The 17565-nt window shown below is 51.6% G+C and carries 16 protein-coding genes and 1 tRNA gene; 11 read left to right on the top strand and 6 right to left on the bottom strand.

What is annotated here, in order from left to right; translation table 11 throughout:
* Window positions 1–5 precede the first annotated feature (5 nt).
* From J1836_RS02425 to J1836_RS02400, 6 genes are all read left to right on the top strand, one after another.
* Window positions 6–422: a hypothetical protein gene (locus J1836_RS02425; RefSeq protein WP_207249295.1), complete on the top strand. Its 417-nt coding sequence runs from the start codon at window positions 6–8 to the stop codon at window positions 420–422.
* Complete coding sequence (locus J1836_RS02420) at window positions 419–2110, top strand: replication endonuclease (protein WP_207249294.1); 1692 nt, start codon at window positions 419–421, stop codon at window positions 2108–2110. The genes J1836_RS02425 and J1836_RS02420 overlap by 4 nt, the downstream gene beginning before the upstream one ends.
* On the top strand, window positions 2107–2331 hold the full coding sequence (locus J1836_RS02415) for a hypothetical protein (RefSeq protein ID WP_207249293.1): 225 nt from the start codon (window positions 2107–2109) through the stop codon (window positions 2329–2331). Before J1836_RS02420 ends, J1836_RS02415 begins: the two co-directional genes overlap by 4 nt.
* Window positions 2328–2672, top strand: a complete 345-nt coding sequence (locus J1836_RS02410; protein ID WP_207249292.1) for a hypothetical protein — start codon at window positions 2328–2330, stop codon at window positions 2670–2672. Before J1836_RS02415 ends, J1836_RS02410 begins: the two co-directional genes overlap by 4 nt.
* 11 nt (window positions 2673–2683) lie before the next feature.
* Window positions 2684–4780 carry a hypothetical protein gene (locus J1836_RS02405; protein WP_207249291.1) on the top strand — a complete coding sequence of 699 codons (2097 nt, stop codon included), beginning with the start codon at window positions 2684–2686 and terminating at the stop codon, window positions 4778–4780.
* A gap of 91 nt (window positions 4781–4871) precedes the next feature.
* Window positions 4872–5159, top strand: coding sequence for a hypothetical protein (locus J1836_RS02400; protein WP_207249290.1), 288 nt, complete (start codon window positions 4872–4874; stop codon window positions 5157–5159).
* Between the two features lie 123 nt (window positions 5160–5282).
* On the opposite strand, the gene J1836_RS02395 is transcribed toward J1836_RS02400, so the two are convergent.
* The 3 genes from J1836_RS02395 to J1836_RS02385 form a co-directional block, all read right to left on the bottom strand.
* Window positions 5283–5359 (bottom strand) — tRNA-Met (locus tag J1836_RS02395).
* Window positions 5360–5429: 70 nt separating this feature from the next.
* Window positions 5430–7754 carry a hypothetical protein gene (locus J1836_RS02390; RefSeq protein WP_207249289.1) on the bottom strand — a complete coding sequence of 775 codons (2325 nt, stop codon included), beginning with the start codon at window positions 7752–7754 and terminating at the stop codon, window positions 5430–5432.
* 114 nt (window positions 7755–7868) lie between these two features.
* A complete protein-coding gene (locus tag J1836_RS02385; protein WP_207249288.1) occupies window positions 7869–10169 on the bottom strand; it encodes a DNA internalization-related competence protein ComEC/Rec2 in 2301 nt (766 codons plus the stop codon).
* A 53-nt stretch (window positions 10170–10222) separates the two neighbouring features.
* Here J1836_RS02385 and J1836_RS02380 point away from each other — a divergent pair, with 53 nt between their 5' ends.
* Window positions 10223–10750, top strand: a complete 528-nt coding sequence (locus J1836_RS02380) for a DUF2062 domain-containing protein (protein WP_207249287.1) — start codon at window positions 10223–10225, stop codon at window positions 10748–10750.
* Here the strand turns inward: J1836_RS02380 and lolD are convergent.
* The 3 genes from lolD to J1836_RS02365 are packed head-to-tail and all read right to left on the bottom strand — an operon-like array spanning window position 10736 to window position 13914.
* Window positions 10736–11416 carry a lipoprotein-releasing ABC transporter ATP-binding protein LolD gene (lolD, locus tag J1836_RS02375; protein WP_207249286.1) on the bottom strand — a complete coding sequence of 227 codons (681 nt, stop codon included), beginning with the start codon at window positions 11414–11416 and terminating at the stop codon, window positions 10736–10738. The two genes, J1836_RS02380 and lolD, sit on opposite strands and share 15 nt — an antisense overlap.
* A complete protein-coding gene (locus tag J1836_RS02370) occupies window positions 11409–12674 on the bottom strand; it encodes a lipoprotein-releasing ABC transporter permease subunit (protein WP_207249285.1) in 1266 nt (421 codons plus the stop codon). The genes lolD and J1836_RS02370 overlap by 8 nt, the downstream gene beginning before the upstream one ends.
* Window positions 12667–13914 (bottom strand): lipoprotein-releasing ABC transporter permease subunit, encoded by a 1248-nt coding sequence (locus J1836_RS02365; protein WP_207249284.1) that lies wholly within the window; start codon window positions 13912–13914, stop codon window positions 12667–12669. Before J1836_RS02365 ends, J1836_RS02370 begins: the two co-directional genes overlap by 8 nt.
* A 59-nt stretch (window positions 13915–13973) precedes the next feature.
* Between J1836_RS02365 and J1836_RS02360 the strand changes: the two genes are divergently transcribed.
* The 4 genes from J1836_RS02360 (at window position 13974) to J1836_RS02345 (ending at window position 17541) form a co-directional block, all read left to right on the top strand.
* The gene (locus J1836_RS02360; RefSeq protein WP_207249283.1) at window positions 13974–14222 is read left to right on the top strand and encodes a hypothetical protein; all 249 of its coding nucleotides are present in this window, start codon (window positions 13974–13976) and stop codon (window positions 14220–14222) included.
* Window positions 14223–14312: 90 nt separating this feature from the next.
* Window positions 14313–14993 (top strand): hypothetical protein, encoded by a 681-nt coding sequence (locus J1836_RS02355; protein ID WP_207249282.1) that lies wholly within the window; start codon window positions 14313–14315, stop codon window positions 14991–14993.
* Between the two features lie 11 nt (window positions 14994–15004).
* Window positions 15005–16168 carry a copper amine oxidase gene (locus tag J1836_RS02350; protein WP_207249281.1) on the top strand — a complete coding sequence of 388 codons (1164 nt, stop codon included), beginning with the start codon at window positions 15005–15007 and terminating at the stop codon, window positions 16166–16168.
* A gap of 11 nt (window positions 16169–16179) precedes the next feature.
* Window positions 16180–17541 carry a copper amine oxidase gene (locus tag J1836_RS02345; protein ID WP_207249280.1) on the top strand — a complete coding sequence of 454 codons (1362 nt, stop codon included), beginning with the start codon at window positions 16180–16182 and terminating at the stop codon, window positions 17539–17541.
* Window positions 17542–17565 lie beyond the last annotated feature (24 nt).

The following is a 17565-nucleotide window of genomic DNA, read 5'->3' as shown; positions in this document are numbered from 1 at the left end:
CAGTAATGGAAGATCATACCAAAATCATCGAACAATTACCCTACGCAATTCTCACACAATGGAAAACCGCGCAACGCGAAGACACCCCAACTGAATGGGCTTATGTCGCTGGCATGATCGGCGGTGAAATTTCCCGTAATCCCGCCCCCGCTTTAATGGACTTGCACAATGTCGCCATGCAAAACGCAAACACGGCGGCAAGTCGGGCAACCACGGGCAAATTCTCACTTCTCACCCCTGCCCAAAGGCTGCAAGAGCTTTTCAGCATCACAACCCGAATGAAAAGCCATGCCGCCATTTTGGGGCAATTCTTCGTTAGACCTACGACAAAGAAAACCGCAATCGCTGGCATGGATACAGAAATATCCAACATGCTGGTTCTTTGGGAATTGGTGAAAGCTGATTTAGAGGTGCAATCATGATGCACGTCGCCCAAACTAACCCCGCGTATTCCAGCTTCAACCCCGCTTTTGTTAAAGATATTGAAGCCGAATGGCAACAGCATCATGCTGAATCCGCGAATGGTGAAAACTATTTGCACCAGCAACAAGCCATTGCCAGCCGTTCACCTGCCAGCGACAAAGACGAAGACGGCTTGCGCTTCTCTGCGATGTTGGCAGCGTCAAAATGCAAACAGCTTGCACCAGAGGGAACACCACTAAAACGCGCATTCGACTACCTGAAAAGCCGTAATATCGCCCCGCCAATCGTTTCTAAGCAGACAATCCGTCACGATGGCACAACGGGCGAAAAAGCCGTTACCGAAGGCATTAGAGCGCGTCTCTGTTCTGAAAAATGGTGGTTGCGTAAATTGCGCAATCAACAGGCGCAACAACAGGAATTGCAGGCTATCCGCTTAGGCTTTGTGAATGCTGGAAAGCAAGTTTATATCAGCAATCACTCACTGAGCCGCGCTTTGATGCGTCAAGAGCGTAATCGTGAATGGCTAGAATCCTGCGATCTAATTGACGTGGATACCGGCGAAGTCATGCCCATGATGCAAGCCGTTGATGCTGGCATATCCAACCCTAACAACCGTCGCAACGAAATGATGTTACGCATCAGCGATGGCGAAAAGTTCTTTGCAGCACAAGGCAAAATCGCCCTATTCCTTACCCTGACTGCACCATCAAAGTTCCATCAATTCACCCGTAAAGCGGGTTACATCAAAACCGATTCAATGGGCGTTAAGCACACGATCGGCGGTCAAATTGTCCAGAATCCGAAGTATCAAGAGGTGATTGAATGGCGGCGTGGTCGGGGCAAATCCGCCACCATTGAAAACCGCATCAATACCCCGCGTTTGGGGCATGAATGGCTATCAGTGAGTTGGGCAAGGTTACGCGCTGCACTCAAACACAAGGCGATTCAGTGCGATTTTATGCGCGTTACTGAGCCTCACCATGATGGTGCTACACATTGGCATTGCATCGCCTTTGTTGCTGAATCCAGCGTGCCAGCATTCACCAAACTGCTATGGTCAAAATGGTTGCGTGAAGATGCAGACGAAGCGGGCGCAAAGAAATACCGTGTTGACATCGTGCGAATTGACCCGAAAAAAGGACGGGCAGCGTCTTACATTGCAAAATACATTTCAAAGAACATCGACGGCGCATCTGTTACCGAAGACTTTGAAAGTGGGCTTGATGCGGCTGAATCCTCAGCACGGGTTCACGCATGGCGAACAACACACGTTATCCGTGCGTTTCAATTCTCCCGTGGATTCGGTCAAGTGGGCATCTGGCGCGAACTACGGCGCATCAAAGACGGTCAAGACGGCATTGTAGAACTAGCGCGTGTTGCTGCTGACCATTCCGACTATCTGGCATTCCTCACAATCCAATCACAAAAGGCATTACAGCCACTTTCCACAATCAGGATAGACAACCCTAAGCCCAACCTTTACGGCGAAATCACAAGCCGCGTAATCGGTCTGGAATACGCACCTGATTCTATCGAAGTCATCACGCACACCCATACATGGGAAGTCGTTCGACGTGTTGAAGAATCAGAGAGTGATGATGTTGACCGCTTTGAATTTCTGGCAATCGCTGAAAATTCGCCCCTTGGAGTTCTGGAAAATAATTGTAGATATGAGGTGGCAGCATGAACCAGCAGCACATCGTCATGAACTCCAACGCTCAAAAGTGGCTAACCCGCAACTGGAAAGCCGCATTAAAGGATGATTCTGAATACCAATGGAATCACCTAGAAAATGCCCTGAATATCCTTGAAGTATGCGCACCGACCGACGAAGAGCGGCGCGAATATGCCTTTTTGGGACATCTGGCATTAACTCACTTGTTACGTGTCGGGAGGGGCGAAGCATGAGCAACCCACTCTTGACCGCCTCACAGAATGCGGAACTGGCAGCGATTCGCAACGCGGGCGCTATCCGCACCACCGACAACGGTATCGACTGGCGCGTTATCCATGCCCTGATACCGTGGTTCTCTGCCTTCGTGGCGTGGTTGTGGTGGGCATTCTTCCTGCTAATCCCGTCGGTATTCGGCCTGCACTATGCAGGGATGATGCCAGCGATGAATAACGCGGCTTACACCATGATGGGGCTGACTTTGTGTCTAGCGGCAACTATCGCGGCGCAATCACAGCACGGCGTAAGAGCAATTGCCTTTACGTTCTCAGTTCTCCTTCTCGCTTACTGGTTTTGAGGTAAACAATCATGAACAACAAAAAACCCTTTAATGCAGGTCTGGCTTATGCCGAATACAAGCAACGTCAACTTGCTTACATCATCGCGGCTATCACTGCCTACCTAATGTCGGCTTACTTCGTGGTGGGCTACTTTGCCGGTCATCTGCGAATCATGGAATGGGACGGTTCCCAATGGGCGCAAGCTATCCCCTCTTTGGGGCTGGTAGCGGTCATGACTGCCTATCAGTTCTTTCTGTACTCGCAGGGCGATACCGAAGGCGGCAAAAAGGCCACCATCATTGCTGTGTGTGTAGCGGTCGGGTTCTCCCTGCTATCGGAGATCGGACAAGGCATGGAACGGGACGCTATCCGCATGGAAACCAAAAGCCAAGAATCCCCAACCTACAAAGCGGTGATTGCAGCCATTGGTGGAGCCACGACTGGAAGCTACAACCCCTACTCTGCTGACCTGCAAAACGCTGAAATGAAACTGGCGCAATGCGAGGAACGTCTATCCCGTGGAAAGGAAAAACATTGTGAAGGTGCTAAAGCGCGTGTTGAAGCCGTAAACAAAATGATTGCCAACGGAAACGCAAGCAATCAGGCCAAAGCTATTGCACTCGCTGGCACGGCTAAAACGATGGAACGTGATGAAAACAACTATCACCCATTGGTAAACTTCATTCGTGAGGTGTTTGGAGCGGGCGGAACTGTTGCCAGCTTTCTTTTAAGCCTGACATTGATAAGCTTCTTTGAATATGCGTTTCACTATTTGGGCGGTCAATTCGCACAATCCAGAGAATACCTGATGGCACATGGTTACGACGTGACCCGCAAATTACGCCAACCACCGCGCAAACATGACGGCAGTGTTACCACCTACAGCAACGCCAACGAAACCGCCCCACTGTCGGCCTTTACCAATGGCGCGAACTCTGCCCGTCAAACCGTGGGCGAATATGCCCAAAAAGTCGAAGCCGGGTTAAAAGCCTCACCTGAGGTTATCGCCACCGAATACGCACGCGCAAACTACGCACATAATCAAATGATGGGCGATGTTCAAAACGTAGCGGGCAAAGTTGGCGACAAACTGGACGAACTAGCGGGTAAACCCGATCAGGACGTTATGAACGAAATGCTGAAATCAATCAGGACGCAATTGCTGAATAGTGAGTTAGAACCCACTGTTAAAGCACTCTACCCTGCTATTGAGAAAACCCTGCACGACGCTGGCTATGAAACGCCTAAGAAAACTGTCATGAAGTTGGCAGAAAATTTACTGATGCATTTGTCCACCAAAGACAATGTTCTAGTGAAACGCGGCAATGAATACCAATTGGCTGAACGGTGGGCTAGTGATGCGCCATTTATTAAAGAGTCTAGCGGCTTTAAGCAATCGCCAGAACAACGCGCCACCGTGCAACGCTTATATGAAGAGCAATTGGCAGAACATGAACGCGCTACACATTCCGGCTTATCTGGTGAAAATACTATTAAGTATTTAGCGCCAAAAGAAACGGACTCACCTTCCCCAACATCCAGCGTAAACGTTCCGCGTTTGTCCGTAGAGGAAACGGTGAAGCGCATCCATGCCAACGTAAAGCAATCAGGCGCGAACTCACCAGAAGCGATTCAGGCGGCGGTGTTTGATGCTTATGCAGGCATGGCAAACCCCGCCCCGCTGAACGATGTCATCCTTGAGCGCATCGCGGAAAAAATCATTCCAACCAATGAACGCGCTCATTCAACCAATGAACGTACTGTCTGCAATGAACCTACTCATTCAACCAATGAACGCGCTCATTCGCATGATGCGGAAAAAGAGCTACTGGAAGCAATGAAGGATGCTCAAAGCAAGATCGAAGCCGACATTCTGAAAGAGGGCTACGGGCTGTATGAACAATGGAAAGCCGCGATTCTGTCAGGTGAAACAAAACTGACTACCCGCGATGGACGTTCATTCGTTAACGCTCATTTGTGCCAAGGCAAAAAACGCACGATCACCCCCGAAGGAATGAACGCGCTCATTGTCATCTGGCAAGCACGGGCGGCAAAAGAGGGCGTATTGCTGCTGAATCCTCGATACACCGGAAAACCGCCTTTTCCTAAATACCTGTTAGCGTAACCCGCGATTCATTCACCAAGAGCCGGACTAGTTCCGGCTTTTTGCATTTGTGGCATGATGCGCGGCTTCAATACAAACCTAAGGTGATGCGATGTATCAGGATTGGAAGCAATGGGGGCGTGCAGTATTCGCACTGCTAACCCTGTTATTGGTGAGTTGGCTAATCGACGCAAAACAGCTTGTTCAATTGGCTAACTGGCAATTCATGAATGATCTTCCTGAATGGCTAGGCTGGTTGCAAGTATCGCTCTTTACCATTGCAGCGGGTTTGATATTTCCGAAGGCGAAACACTTTGAAGAATGGGGTAGTGACTGGTATCAATTCATGATCGGCGGATTCGTCTGGGGTATCGCCTTGTTTATGTCACTGTGGCGATAGGGGGAGAGGGTTGTCCAATCCTAGCAAACAAATTGCGTGACTAAACCCGTGACTAAGAAAGCCGTAAAAATAGCCAAAAACAAAAAGGGTTGCATCCGTTAAGATACAACCCTTTGAATTTGTTGGTGGCTACACCTAGATTCGAACTAGGGACCCCATCATTATGAGTGATGTGCTCTAACCAACTGAGCTATGTAGCCGTAGAGGCGCAAATATTAACGACAGTAGAACGAACTGTCAATCCCCTTTTCAAGGAAAATACCGCCAACCTTAGAAAATAGCCATCAGGCGCAATCCCAGCACAAATACCAATGCCGCCATCAAGCCCGTCACCGCACCTTTAATAAACACGCTTTGCGCCCCCGCTGCATACTTGACCACGCTTTTATCCAATTTATCCACTTGGCGATCGCGCTGGGCAATGATCAAATCACGCTGATGCAAAGATTCATCACGGTTCTGCAATTGCTGGAGATGCTCTTTCAACGCATTCTCCAGATGCTGAATCCGCAAGGTCAATTCCTGAAGGCGTTCATCCCGACGACGAATGTGTGCTTCCTTAGCAATAATCGTCTGATCACGCTCATGCAGGCTGCTATCACGCTTATTGAGCTGATCATCCCGCGCTTGAAGCTGCGCATCACGTAACCCCAGCGTAATATGGCGTTCATGCAAGCTGCTATCACGCTCCGCCACCGTGGCATCACGCAAGTGAATCTGCTGATCCCGCGCTTGCAGTGCCTCCTCTTTGAGCTGAAGGTGCAAATCACGCTGTTCAAGCTGTGCATCACGCTCCGCCACTGTTGCATCACGTTCGGCAATCGTTTCTTCGCGTTCTGACAAAAATTCGTCGCGATCCTGCACGGTTTGATCACGCAACTGTAACTGCACATCGCGCTCCGCAATGCTTTGATCACGTAGGTGCACATCCAATTGCAAGTGACGCACTTGCTCATCCCGTGCCGAAATTTCGGTATCTCGCGCTTGCAAACTGGTATCGCGCTCGGTAATGAACTCGCCCAACGTTTGGATGTGCAAATCACGTTCATGCAGCGAGGTATCGCGCTGAAGAATACTCTGATCACGCTCGGTAAGCTGGAAATCACGCTCCCGCACTGTATCGTCACGCTGCTGAATCGCCGCATTGCGCTCCGTCAACAACGAATCACGCGCATGAATGGTTTCATCGCGTTCCTGCATCTGCGTGTTTAACTGGGAAACGTGCGCATCACGTTGCTTAATGCCGTGGTCGCGTTCGCCGATGGTGACATCACGGCTTTGCAACTGGGCATCACGCAACTGCAACTGCTTATCGCGCTCGCGCAATTGCAAATCTTGCCCACTGATACGCGTATCACGATCACGCAGCGAAATATCGCGCTCCTTGACGCGTCGATCACGCTCGGTGATTTGCACATCACGCTCTTCCACCGTGCGATCACGGCTCGATAAACGTGTATCACGGTCACGCAAATCGTCGTCTGCTTTATTAATACGCTCATCACGCATCGCCAATTGGCGATCACGTTCCGTGAGATTGGCATCACGTTCCTGCAAATGGTCTTCGAGTTCACGAATCGTTTGCAAGAAATCCAGCCCTTGCTGGTCACGAGCGCGAATCGCCTCCTCGCGCAAGCGCAATTCGTCATCGCGCTCACCAATGGTACGGTCACGTTCGCTCAGTTCGCGGTCACGTTGACTCAGCGTGGTATCGCGTTTTTCGACTTGCTGCTGTTGAATGCCAATGCGCTGGTCGCGCTCTTGCAACAAACTCGCTTTTTCCTTGAGCAATACTTCCCGTGTTTGAATTTGCTGATCACGCTCCGCAATGGTGCGATCACGGGATTGCAAATGCTGGTTGGCAAGGTCGATATGCCCATCACGCGCCGCCAGTTGACGATCCCGTTCCGACACATGGTTATCACGGTCGCTGAGATGCTTATCACGTTCCTTGAGCATTTTTTCCTGCTCAAGTGTCTGGCGGGTGCGTTCCTGCAACAGTGTTTCGCGATCCACCAACTGCTGGTCTTTCTTGATAATGCTGTCATCACGGCTTTGCAGCAGCTTATCTTTGCTTTGGATGGCTTGATCGATGCGGGATAAGGAACGGTCTTTATCTTCCAAACTGCGGTCACGCATTTGGATTTGCAGCTCTTTTTCCTGAAGCAGCTTTTCGTAGTGAGCGAGGTTTTGTTCTAGACTGCTCAAGCGGGATTCGCGGTCACTCAACATAGTATCGCGCTGTTGTACCGCACGATCTCTGGCAATCACCCCTTCGTCGCGGGTGCGCAGGGTTTTTTCTTTGTCTTCCAACAACTGGTTTTGCTGAGTCAAAAGCTTTTCTTTTTCGCCCAGCAAACGTGCCAAGGTTTCCATGCGCTTGTCGCGTTCATCAATGCGGGCATCGCGTACTCGAATATGACCATCCTTTTCCAGCAGCAACCCCGACATTTCCTGCAAACGCCTATCGCGTTCAACCAAACGCAACGCTAATTCATCGACACTGACTTTCAACGCTTGCTTATCATTGAGGGTGAGATAAACATTGGAATCCAGCTTTTTGAAAATGTCGAGATCCTTTTCTTCCAGTTTCATACACTCGTTCCTGAACACTACTAGCCTGAAGCACGCGCAGAAATCGCCTCTTCAGTACGCAAACCCGTTGGGAAATTGCCTAGATTCTGGCATAAATAATAATGTTTCGCCACGTTACTTTTCAGGGTAACGATGCCACCCGTGATTCTGTACCTCGCGCCATTGGCGTAAGCGCAAGTTCTCACCCGTCGCCGGAAAATCCAAACGCAATTCACCCGTTGCTGTCGTGTTCAATAATTTTATATCGCGAGCAATATAACGCTCCACCACACTTGGGTGCGGATGGTGAAAACGGTTACGATAACCGCTGGTCACTATCCCCAGCGTCGGTGCAACCGCGTTAATAAATGCCGGGCTAGAAGAAGTCTTGCTACCGTGATGGGGCAGCAATAACACTTCCGCCGCCACATCATCCCCTGATTTGCTCAACCAATGCTCAGCTGGACGCTCAATATCCGCCGTCAATAAAGCGCTGTGATAAGCATTTGCTATTTTTAAAACGCAGGAACGGTTATTCTCCTGCTGATCAGAAAAATCCATACTAGGGTGCAATACGCTGAATTTCACCCCATCCCACAGCCATGACTGACCCGCTTCGCATAAATTCGAATGATGGCTCGGCAACGTATCGCGGCTACTCACCCATAGCGTATCCACTGGCAACGCCGCCAAGAGTGCTTCTGCCCCACCACTGTGGTCATTATCCGCATGAGAAACCATCAACGTGTCGATATGCGTAATGCCTTGCCCACGCAACCACGGCAAAACCACCAATTCCCCCGTATCAAAGCTATCCGATACTTTTGGTCCCGTATCAAATACCAAGGTATGGTTCGCCGTTTGCACCACGCTTGCCAAGCCCTGCCCCACATCCAACACACTCAAGCGAAACGCCCCCTCAGCCACCTTAGGCGGCTGGTACAACAACAAAGGCAACATCAACAATGCCCCCAACCAGCGCCCCACCATCCCGCGTGGCAACCACAGCAACACAAAACCCAAGCCTGCTAACACCAACCACGGCAACGGCAGCAACGACACATACACCGCCGCAAATGGCAACGTCGCCAGCCACGCCAACACCCACATCAAGCCATCCAACAATCCCGCCGCCAACCACCAGAACCAAGCCGCCCCTGTTGACCACCACCCTGCCAAGACCATCCCCAGCAAGACTAGCGGTGTCACCACAAACGTTACCAGCGGAATCGCCAGCATATTAGCCACAGGCGAACTCAACGACACCATCCCGAAAAAACCCGCCGCCAGCGGAATCGTCCCCAATGACAACACCCACTGCATCCACACCACTGCCGACTTACCCACCTTACGTTGCCGCATTCCCAGAAACACCAGCAGCGCCACCGTCACAAACGACAGCCAAAACCCCACGGATAGACTCGCTAACGGGTCAAGCAGCAACACCAGTAACAACGCCATAGTCAGCGTCACACTGAACGGCACTTGCCGCCGCCACACCAAGCCCGCCAACATCACCAGCAACATAATCAGCGTGCGCTGCGTGGGAATATTAAACCCCGCCAGCAACGCATACCCCGTTGCCAATACTCCACCCGACAACCCTGCCGCAATGCGCAACGGCAACCACAAATACAACACCGGAAACAGCCGCCAGATACCCCACACCGGCAGAATCCCCAAACCCGCCACCATCGTGATGTGCAGCCCCGAAATTGCCAGCAAATGAATCGTGCCCGTATTGCGCAAGATTGCCCACTGATCCTGAGCAATGGCTTCGGTATACGCCACCGCCAAGCCCTGCACCAAACCGATCATGGCAGAACCCTGCAACGTTGTTGCGATCTGTTCTTTGATATGTTGGCGTAGATTATTCGGCAACCACCACGCAGCAGCAGTGAGGCACTGATTATCCACCGACTGGCGCACATAACCACTGCCACCAATACGTTGCGCAAACAACCATTGTTCGTAGTCAAAACCGTTGGGATTCATGAAACCATTCGGACGCTTGCCACGCACCAACAATTGCCAGCGCTCACCTGCCCGCATCGCAGGCAACGGCTCGTCATACCACGCCATGCGCAAGCGTCCGCTGTACGTGGGCGTATCCGCCTCCAGCACAAAATGTAAACCATCCAACCGATATTCCGGCACATCCGCAATAGTACCCGTGAGCAGTATGTCCTCGCCTTCCCATGCGGCAGGTAACCAGTCGCTCCGCACTTGCTGCGCCGTCCACAACGCGTAACTACTACCCAGTAATACGCCAAGAAAAACCGTCGCCAGCCGCCAGCGCCGATATGCCACTAGCAAACCGATGCCACCCAATACGCACAACATTCCGCCCCAAAAGAGCGTATCCAGCACAGGCAGGCGCGGCAACACCCACAGCACCAACGTGCCGACAAAAAAACTCACTGAAAAGGTGCGCATTAGGAGGAAACCATAGATACTATTGCCTTCTTATTGTTCTGATATTGGACTTCATGCCACGCAAGTTTTTACGGAAATGGTCGCCAGACCCCGCCAAACTCAAGGAACACAAGCACCTCCAATTTTTGGGGGATACCTTGCATCTACCTTGCCTGTGGCATTTGAATCGGCGTAATGTGGCAACCGCGTTTGCTATCGGGCTGTTCAGCATGTGGCTGCCCATCCCATTTCAAGCCGTCTTAGCGGCGTTACTCGCTGTTTTTTTTCGCGCCAATTTGCCGATTGCGGTGGTTTTGGTATTCGTCACTAACCCCGTGACCACACCGCCCATGCTGTACGCCGCCTACTTATTAGGCACAGCCATTCTCGGTGCTCCAACGGCAGGTTTTAACTTTGAACCCAGTTTGGATTGGTTAATGAATGGCTTGATCCTAATCTGGAAACCCTTTTTGCTGGGTATCTTTATGATGGCAACCTTGTCAGGCATAGCAGGCTATTACGGCGTACACCTGTTATGGCGTTTACATTTGCTGCGACGCATCAAAGAGCGCCGTGCTGCCCGTAAGTCAAGCCGCCCCTAACACCCCATCCGTCAGCCGATACACCGTATCCATTTTCGCCGCCAATTGCAGGTCATGCGTCACCACCACAAATGCCGTTCCCAAGGAATCGTTCAAACTCTGCATCAAGTTAAACACATTGTCAGCGGTATGATGGTCAAGGTTGCCCGTTGGCTCATCCGCCAACACCGCTTGTGGGCGGGATACCAAAGCGCGGGCAATAGCGGCACGTTGACGTTCCCCACCGGAAAGCTGCGCGGGTTTATGATCCACACGTTCTTTCAAACCGACCTTTGTCAACATATCGACGGCTTGCGCACTGGCATCAGCCACTTTCACGCCACGAATCAGCAACGGCATTGCCACGTTTTCCAACGCCGTAAATTCCGGCAGCAAATGGTGAAACTGGTAAATAAAACCCATCGACTGGTTACGCAATGCACCCCGTTCAGTATCGGATAACTGATCCATGCGCTTGCCCAGCACCTCGACATGCCCAGAAGACGGCAAATCCAACCCACCCATTAAGTGCAGCAAGGTGCTTTTACCGCTACCGGAACTCCCCAAAATCGCGACTTTTTCACCGGCATGAATCTGCAAATCGACCCCGCGCAACACATGCACATCCAGCCGTCCCTCGGTGAAACGCTTGCTCAATTGTTGGCAGGAAATAATGACCTTACTCATAACGCAGCGCCTCCGCAGGCTGGACTTTGGACGCACGCCACGCAGGATACAGCGTCGCCAGAATAGACATAAACAGCGCACTCAAGGCAATTACAATGACATCGCCCGGATTCACGCGTGATTCGAGTTCGCTAATAAAATAAACATCGGCATTGATGAAATGAGTATCAAACAGACGTTCCAGAAACGGCACAATCACATCCAGATTAGTTGCCAGCAACAAGCCCAACACCACCCCAATCAAAGTACCGAACACCCCAATCAGCGTGCCTTGCACCATAAAAATCTTCATCACTCGCCCCGACGACAGCCCCAAGGTACGCAATATCGCAATATCGCCTTCCTTATCCGTCACCACCATCACCAACGTGGACACCAGATTAAACGCCGCCACGGCAATGATTAACATTAGGATAATGAACATTACCGACTTCTGCGCTTGAATCGCTTTAAACTGATTTTTGTTCAAATTCGTCCAATCGTTCGCCCACATATCCGGCCAAGTTTGCCCCATGCGTTGCAAAATCGTTTGCGCGGTTTGTGGTGCACGATACAAATCATCCAGCGTCATACGCAAGCCCGTGACATCTGCGCCTAAATTGAAGGTAGTAGCCGCATCTTCAAGATTCACGTAAGCCGAGGTGGTATCAAATTGCTGCATATCCACGCGGAAAATAGCCACAATCGTGAAACGTTGCAACGCAGGCATCTCTCCCGTTTCCAGTGAATTTTCGCTAGGGCTAACGAGGGTAAGCGCATCGCCGACATCGACTTTCAGCTCTTTCGCCATCGTCGCGCCAATCGCAATGTTGAAAGTACCCGCTTGCAGTTTTTGCATATCGCCTTTCACCACATGCTCAAACACTTTGCTCACCTGCCGCTCTTGATCGGGCAGGATACCTTGCAACACCGCAGCACGCGCTTCATCGCCCTGATTCAACATCGCGGGCTTTTCAATAAATGGCGAAACCGCTTTGACGTGCGGAAAATCCAGCAGCTCTTTCTGCACTTTTTGCCAGTCAGACACCGCCAAATCGTTTTCAGAAACCGTAATGTGCGCCAACATACCCATAATACGTTCGCGCATGGTTTGCTCGAAACCGTTCATGACGGAAAGCACCGTGATTAGCACCAACACGCCAATCGCAATCCCGATCATCGACGCAAGCGAGATAAACGAGATGAAATGCTTATCACGCCGCGCACGGGTATAGCGCAAGCCGACAAACAGCTCCATCGGTTGAAACATATTACTCATAGCGCAAGGACTCCGCAGGCTGGATTTGTGAGGCACGCCACGCCGGATAAATCGTCGCCAATACCGACGCAATCAGCGAGGCAACACCAATCCAAATCACATTGCTCCAACGCAAATCGGAAGGAATTTCACTGATGTAGAACACGTCAGCCGAGAAAATCTTAAACCCGAACAGGTTTTCCAAAAACGGAATCACCGTGCCAATATTCAGCGACAGCCACACGCCTAACGCCACACCAACGATTGTGCCGAAAATGCCGATAATGCTGCCTTGAATCATAAAGATGCGCAGGATACGGTTCGCATCCATCCCAAACGTGCGCAAAATGGCAATATCCGCCGCCTTGTCATTCACGGTCATCACCAACGATGCCACCAGATTGAACAACGCCACCAATACCACCAAGCCAAGAATCAAGCTCATGGCAATGCGCTCGGTTTTGACCGCACGGAAAAAGCTACCGTGTTCCTGACTCCAATCCACCACCGCAAAGTCTTTGCCGAGTTTGGCTTGTAAGTCGTACCCAACAGCTTGCGCGGCAAACATATCATCCAGCTTCAAACGCACACCGCCCACATTCTCACCCAGCCGGAACAGCCGCGACGCATCGCCCAACTCAATAAAGCCGGTCATGCCGTCGTATTCGGGATGCCCAATCTGATAAATGCCGACCACGGTAAAACGTTTCAAGCGCGGCAAAACGCCTGCGGGCGTGACTTGCACCTGCGGCACGATTACCGTCACCTTGTCGCCAGGGATAACGCCGAGATTTGCAGCCACCTCCACACCCAGCACAATGCCGTATTCACGCGGTTTCAGATTGCTGAAACTGCCTTCCAGCATTTTGAAATTCACGTCGCTGACCTGACTTTGCCGCGCCGGATCAATGCCCTGCAACACCACGCCACGCATCAAATTGCCGTTGGTCAGCATGACTTGTTTTTGTACGTAAGGGGCTGCGCCGATGACGTGTTTTTCGGCTTTTAAGTCGTCCAATTTCGCCGTCCAATCCGAAAGCTGCCCATTTGTCCCCGAAACCGTGACATGGGCAACGACTCCCAGTATTTTGTCCCTGAGTTCCTTTTCAAACCCGTTCATGATCGACAAAACCGTGATCAGCACTGTGACCCCCAGCAGAATGCCGAGCATCGAAGCGAACGAAATGAACGAGATGAAACGGTTACGCCGCCGTGAATGCGTGTACCGCTGTCCGATGAATAATTCGAGTGGTGTAAACATGGGTGGCGATTGTACAGATGATGAGTGTCGTTTAATAGTGAAGTATCGGGAGATCAGACATGCGTTTGTCTAAATGGTTTAGTGCTTTATTGCTGGCTATCCCTTTTTTCGCCAGCGTCGCCTTTGCGGACTACCCCAACCGTGGCATGAGCATGAATAGCGTCAAAGCCCAGTATGGCGCACCACAATCGGTAAAGCAGTCGGCAAATCCGGTCAAAAAACGCTGGCCTAAAATTACCGTGTGGCATTATGGCACGTTTTCGGTGTATTTTGAGCGTAGTAAAGTGCTGCATACTGTGGTGCACTGATTTTTATACAGCTCGTCTGCTTATTTTGCGCCCCCGTAACCAACGTGCTATTGGTTAGCGGATAAACACGCACAATAATCGGGGGCTTCCGTGACAAATCATTCACCAACCATGCAGCTTGTCATGCGTGGCATTGTTCTATTGTGGGCACTGGCAAGCCCAGCCAGTCATGCAGGTAATTTAGACCCACTCGCCCCCAACGAAATGGCGCGTGCCGCCAGCCAAGCTACCTTAAGTGCCACACCTACTACCACCTCAACCCGCCGCCAAGCCAGCACCACCAGCACCGCCCCCGCTAATGAAGTGCTATTAATCGAACGCCACATCAACAACAAGGGCAACACAGAGCGGTTAGCGGACGTATACACCTATGATTACCACACCAATCAAACCATCATTACTGTGGTGAATCTCGACACCAATACCACGCTTGCCAAGCACTACCAGCAAAACGTGCAATTGCCGCTCACCGACAAAGAACTCAAACGCGCTGCCGAACTGATTTTTAACGATGATGAGCAACGCCCCCTGCTCAACGCCGAATTCAAGCGCATCACGGGCAAAACCCTCAGCGACCCCAAACAATTGCACGTCAAAGCCTTCGTGTTCCACGCCTCCAGTTTGCCGGAACAACTTAATGCAGCCTCGCAAGAGTGCGGCGTGCAACGTTGCGCCCAAGTACTGCTCTACACCGTCGATTCCGTGGTATTTGAAGTCAGCCCTATCGTCAACCTATCTGCCAACGTTGTGACCCAGAACATTGGTTTTTAAGGAATCCCACCATGAAATACCGTTCAACAACGTTATGCCTACTCGCTATCTTGACGCTATGGCAAGCAGCCGCTCATGCCACCCCCGACGACACTTGCAACGGGCAATCCTTTAGCAAAACCTTCGCATCGGGCGCGAAATGGCGCTTATGCTGGGCAAGCCAACCCGCTGAAGGCATTGTTCTTTCGCAAATTCACTACCAAGCCCCCCATCAACCAGAACGGCGCATCCTCGGTCAAGCCTCGCTCTCGCAACTTGAAACCGCTTTCGATGACGGTTCAGTGACACCCTTATTTCTGAGCACTGAAGCAGGCTTTGGTGGCAATAATCTGCAAACCCTCACCGCGCAAGATTGCAGCAACGGCACACTCCACGCCGCTGAGGGACGCAATGTCTTGTGCGAAACCACCCGTGACAGCGGCTATTCCTACAAATACGTCACGCAACGCCAAGGGCAATTATTGGAACTTGCCAGCCACTCGCAAATCGGCGCACGCAACTACAGCCTACGCTGGCGTTTTTACGAAAACGGCACGCTTGAACCCAGCCTCGGTTTGAGCGGGGAATTGCCTATTGTCGATGCCACCGACTCCGCCTACGGTTGGGCAGTCATGCAAAGCGGCAAGATTGCCACGGGTTTCACCGATCATGCCCTGTGGCGGCTGGATTTCGACCTTGATACCACGCCTGCCAATGATGTCGTCGAAGAAATTACCAGCACACCCACCGCCGACCGTATCCGCAAAACCAAAGCGATCACCACGCTGGATACCGAAACCGGACGCAGCTTCGACCCTGACATCAAACGCTTCTGGCGAATACGTGATGGCGTGCTCACCAATGGCAGCGTCGGGCAACTCTCCTATGAACTTGTGCCGAATCGCTATGATCACAGCCGCGCCAATAGCAGCAACGAAGATTGTCTGGCGCATGATGTGTTTTTCACCCGTTACAAGGCTTGCGAACAACACGCCGCGCACAACGCCACCACCGATTGCGGTGCTAATGTCAGCCAATTCGCCAACGGGGAAAGCCTCGACCAGCAAGACGTAGTGGTGTGGTACAAACAAAGCTACCACCACCTGCCCCGCAGCGAAGACAGTAACCGTATTGGCACTGTCTGGAGCAGTTTCCAATTACTGCCGCGTGATTGGCACGCGACCAATCCCTTCTGAGCAGCCCTACCATGAACATCAGCTATTACCTTTACGCTATTCTGCTTTGCAGCGGCTTTATTCCTAGCTTGCAAGCGGCGGAATTTTGTGACGATGCGTATTACGTCGATACCACATTACCCAACCAAGCCCGCTGGGATATGTGTTGGGAACACCGCGCCCGCGAAGGCGTTCTCTTGCACCACATCCATTACACCCCCGCCAACGGCACGCGTCGCATGGTGTTGTATCAAGCAGCAGTGGCACAAATCCACGTCCCCTACGACAACAATAGCTCACGCTTTCATGACGTGACCGATTATGGCTTAGGTGATAAATACATCAGCGCGTTAAAGCCCGAAGAATGCATCAGCGGCAAACTGTTGAATTATTTCGGCAAAAATATTCTCTGCCAGCAAGTGCAACCCCGCGATGATGCCTACAGCGTGGACAATGAACGTCAGCAAGGCGATGCCCTCAGCCTGTTCAGCGTGTCGGTGATCGGCTCGTATAACTACATTCCTGAATGGCGTTTTTTCGATGACGGGACGATTCAACCGGGCATGGGCGCGACGGGCGCATTACAGCGGTTCGGTTACAACAGCCTGATGCCGCACGGCTGGCCGTTGACCGACTACAAAGTAGGCATTGCACACTTGCACAATTTCTTTTGGAAACTCGACTTTGAGCTGGGCGGCACGCCTAACGATGATGCGGTGGAAGAAATTAATTACACCCAAAGCGATGGTAAAACCTTACGCAACAATACCCGTTTTACGACCGAAGCGGCGCGTTCGGTTGACCCTGTGCAATTGCGTTCATGGCGAATCTTGGATACACAACTGACGAATAGCAAAAACCTGCCGATTTCTTACGACATCCAATTGCCGGAATCAGGGCAGCGCGACGCAGGTCCTAGCTTTGAGCCGTTCACTGAGCACGATATTTACATTACCAAGCAAAAAAGCTGCGAGTTGTTTGCTTCCCACAACCCCAGCACCAATGGCTGTGCCGAAGACTTGAGTACCTTTGCCAATGGCGAAAACATTGAGGGGCAAGACGTGGTGGTGTGGGCATCGACGACGTTTTACCACATGCCGCGTGCCGAAGACGCGCCGCGTATGGATGCGCATTGGTCGCACATTAGCCTGATTCCGCGTGACTGGCATGACAAAAATCCGTTGAGTGATAGCGCTGAAACGGCGGCGAAAACTAGCACGCCACCGCCCGTGCCCCCCACGCCGCCCGTCGTACCTGTGGAAGTTGTGAACACTGCCACGTTCTTGGGGAAAGGTTGGCTGTATCCGCGTCATTTCAATATCCCGTTGATTATGCGCAGTTTGCAGCTAGCGTGGGCAGCAGAGCGTTTCAAACCCTTTACGAAGTCGCCCTAACCCGCTATTTTGAAGCACATTCAG

The organism is Thiothrix fructosivorans, from assembly GCF_017349355.1.
Taxonomy (GTDB): domain Bacteria; phylum Pseudomonadota; class Gammaproteobacteria; order Thiotrichales; family Thiotrichaceae; genus Thiothrix; species Thiothrix fructosivorans.
The sequence above is the reverse complement of the archived record's forward strand: the minus strand, read 5'-3'. Positions and strand labels throughout refer to the sequence as shown.

What these genes read in the sequence shown, in the direction of transcription:
- J1836_RS02405 (WP_207249291.1), top strand. Translation starts at nt 2,684, where the DNA reads ATGAACAACAAAAAACCCTTTAATGCAGGTCTGGCTTATGCCGAATAC.
- J1836_RS02350 (WP_207249281.1), top strand. Translation starts at nt 15,005, where the DNA reads ATGAAATACCGTTCAACAACGTTATGCCTACTCGCTATCTTGACGCTA.
- J1836_RS02420 (WP_207249294.1), top strand. Translation starts at nt 419, where the DNA reads ATGATGCACGTCGCCCAAACTAACCCCGCGTATTCCAGCTTCAACCCC.
- J1836_RS02390 (WP_207249289.1), bottom strand. Translation starts at nt 7,754, where the DNA reads ATGAAACTGGAAGAAAAGGATCTCGACATTTTCAAAAAGCTGGATTCC.
- J1836_RS02410 (WP_207249292.1), top strand. Translation starts at nt 2,328, where the DNA reads ATGAGCAACCCACTCTTGACCGCCTCACAGAATGCGGAACTGGCAGCG.
- J1836_RS02380 (WP_207249287.1), top strand. Translation starts at nt 10,223, where the DNA reads ATGCCACGCAAGTTTTTACGGAAATGGTCGCCAGACCCCGCCAAACTC.
- J1836_RS02365 (WP_207249284.1), bottom strand. Translation starts at nt 13,914, where the DNA reads ATGTTTACACCACTCGAATTATTCATCGGACAGCGGTACACGCATTCA.
- J1836_RS02370 (WP_207249285.1), bottom strand. Translation starts at nt 12,674, where the DNA reads ATGAGTAATATGTTTCAACCGATGGAGCTGTTTGTCGGCTTGCGCTAT.
- J1836_RS02385 (WP_207249288.1), bottom strand. Translation starts at nt 10,169, where the DNA reads ATGCGCACCTTTTCAGTGAGTTTTTTTGTCGGCACGTTGGTGCTGTGG.
- lolD (WP_207249286.1), bottom strand. Translation starts at nt 11,416, where the DNA reads ATGAGTAAGGTCATTATTTCCTGCCAACAATTGAGCAAGCGTTTCACC.
- J1836_RS02425 (WP_207249295.1), top strand. Translation starts at nt 6, where the DNA reads ATGGAAGATCATACCAAAATCATCGAACAATTACCCTACGCAATTCTC.
- J1836_RS02400 (WP_207249290.1), top strand. Translation starts at nt 4,872, where the DNA reads ATGTATCAGGATTGGAAGCAATGGGGGCGTGCAGTATTCGCACTGCTA.
- J1836_RS02360 (WP_207249283.1), top strand. Translation starts at nt 13,974, where the DNA reads ATGCGTTTGTCTAAATGGTTTAGTGCTTTATTGCTGGCTATCCCTTTT.
- J1836_RS02345 (WP_207249280.1), top strand. Translation starts at nt 16,180, where the DNA reads ATGAACATCAGCTATTACCTTTACGCTATTCTGCTTTGCAGCGGCTTT.
- J1836_RS02415 (WP_207249293.1), top strand. Translation starts at nt 2,107, where the DNA reads ATGAACCAGCAGCACATCGTCATGAACTCCAACGCTCAAAAGTGGCTA.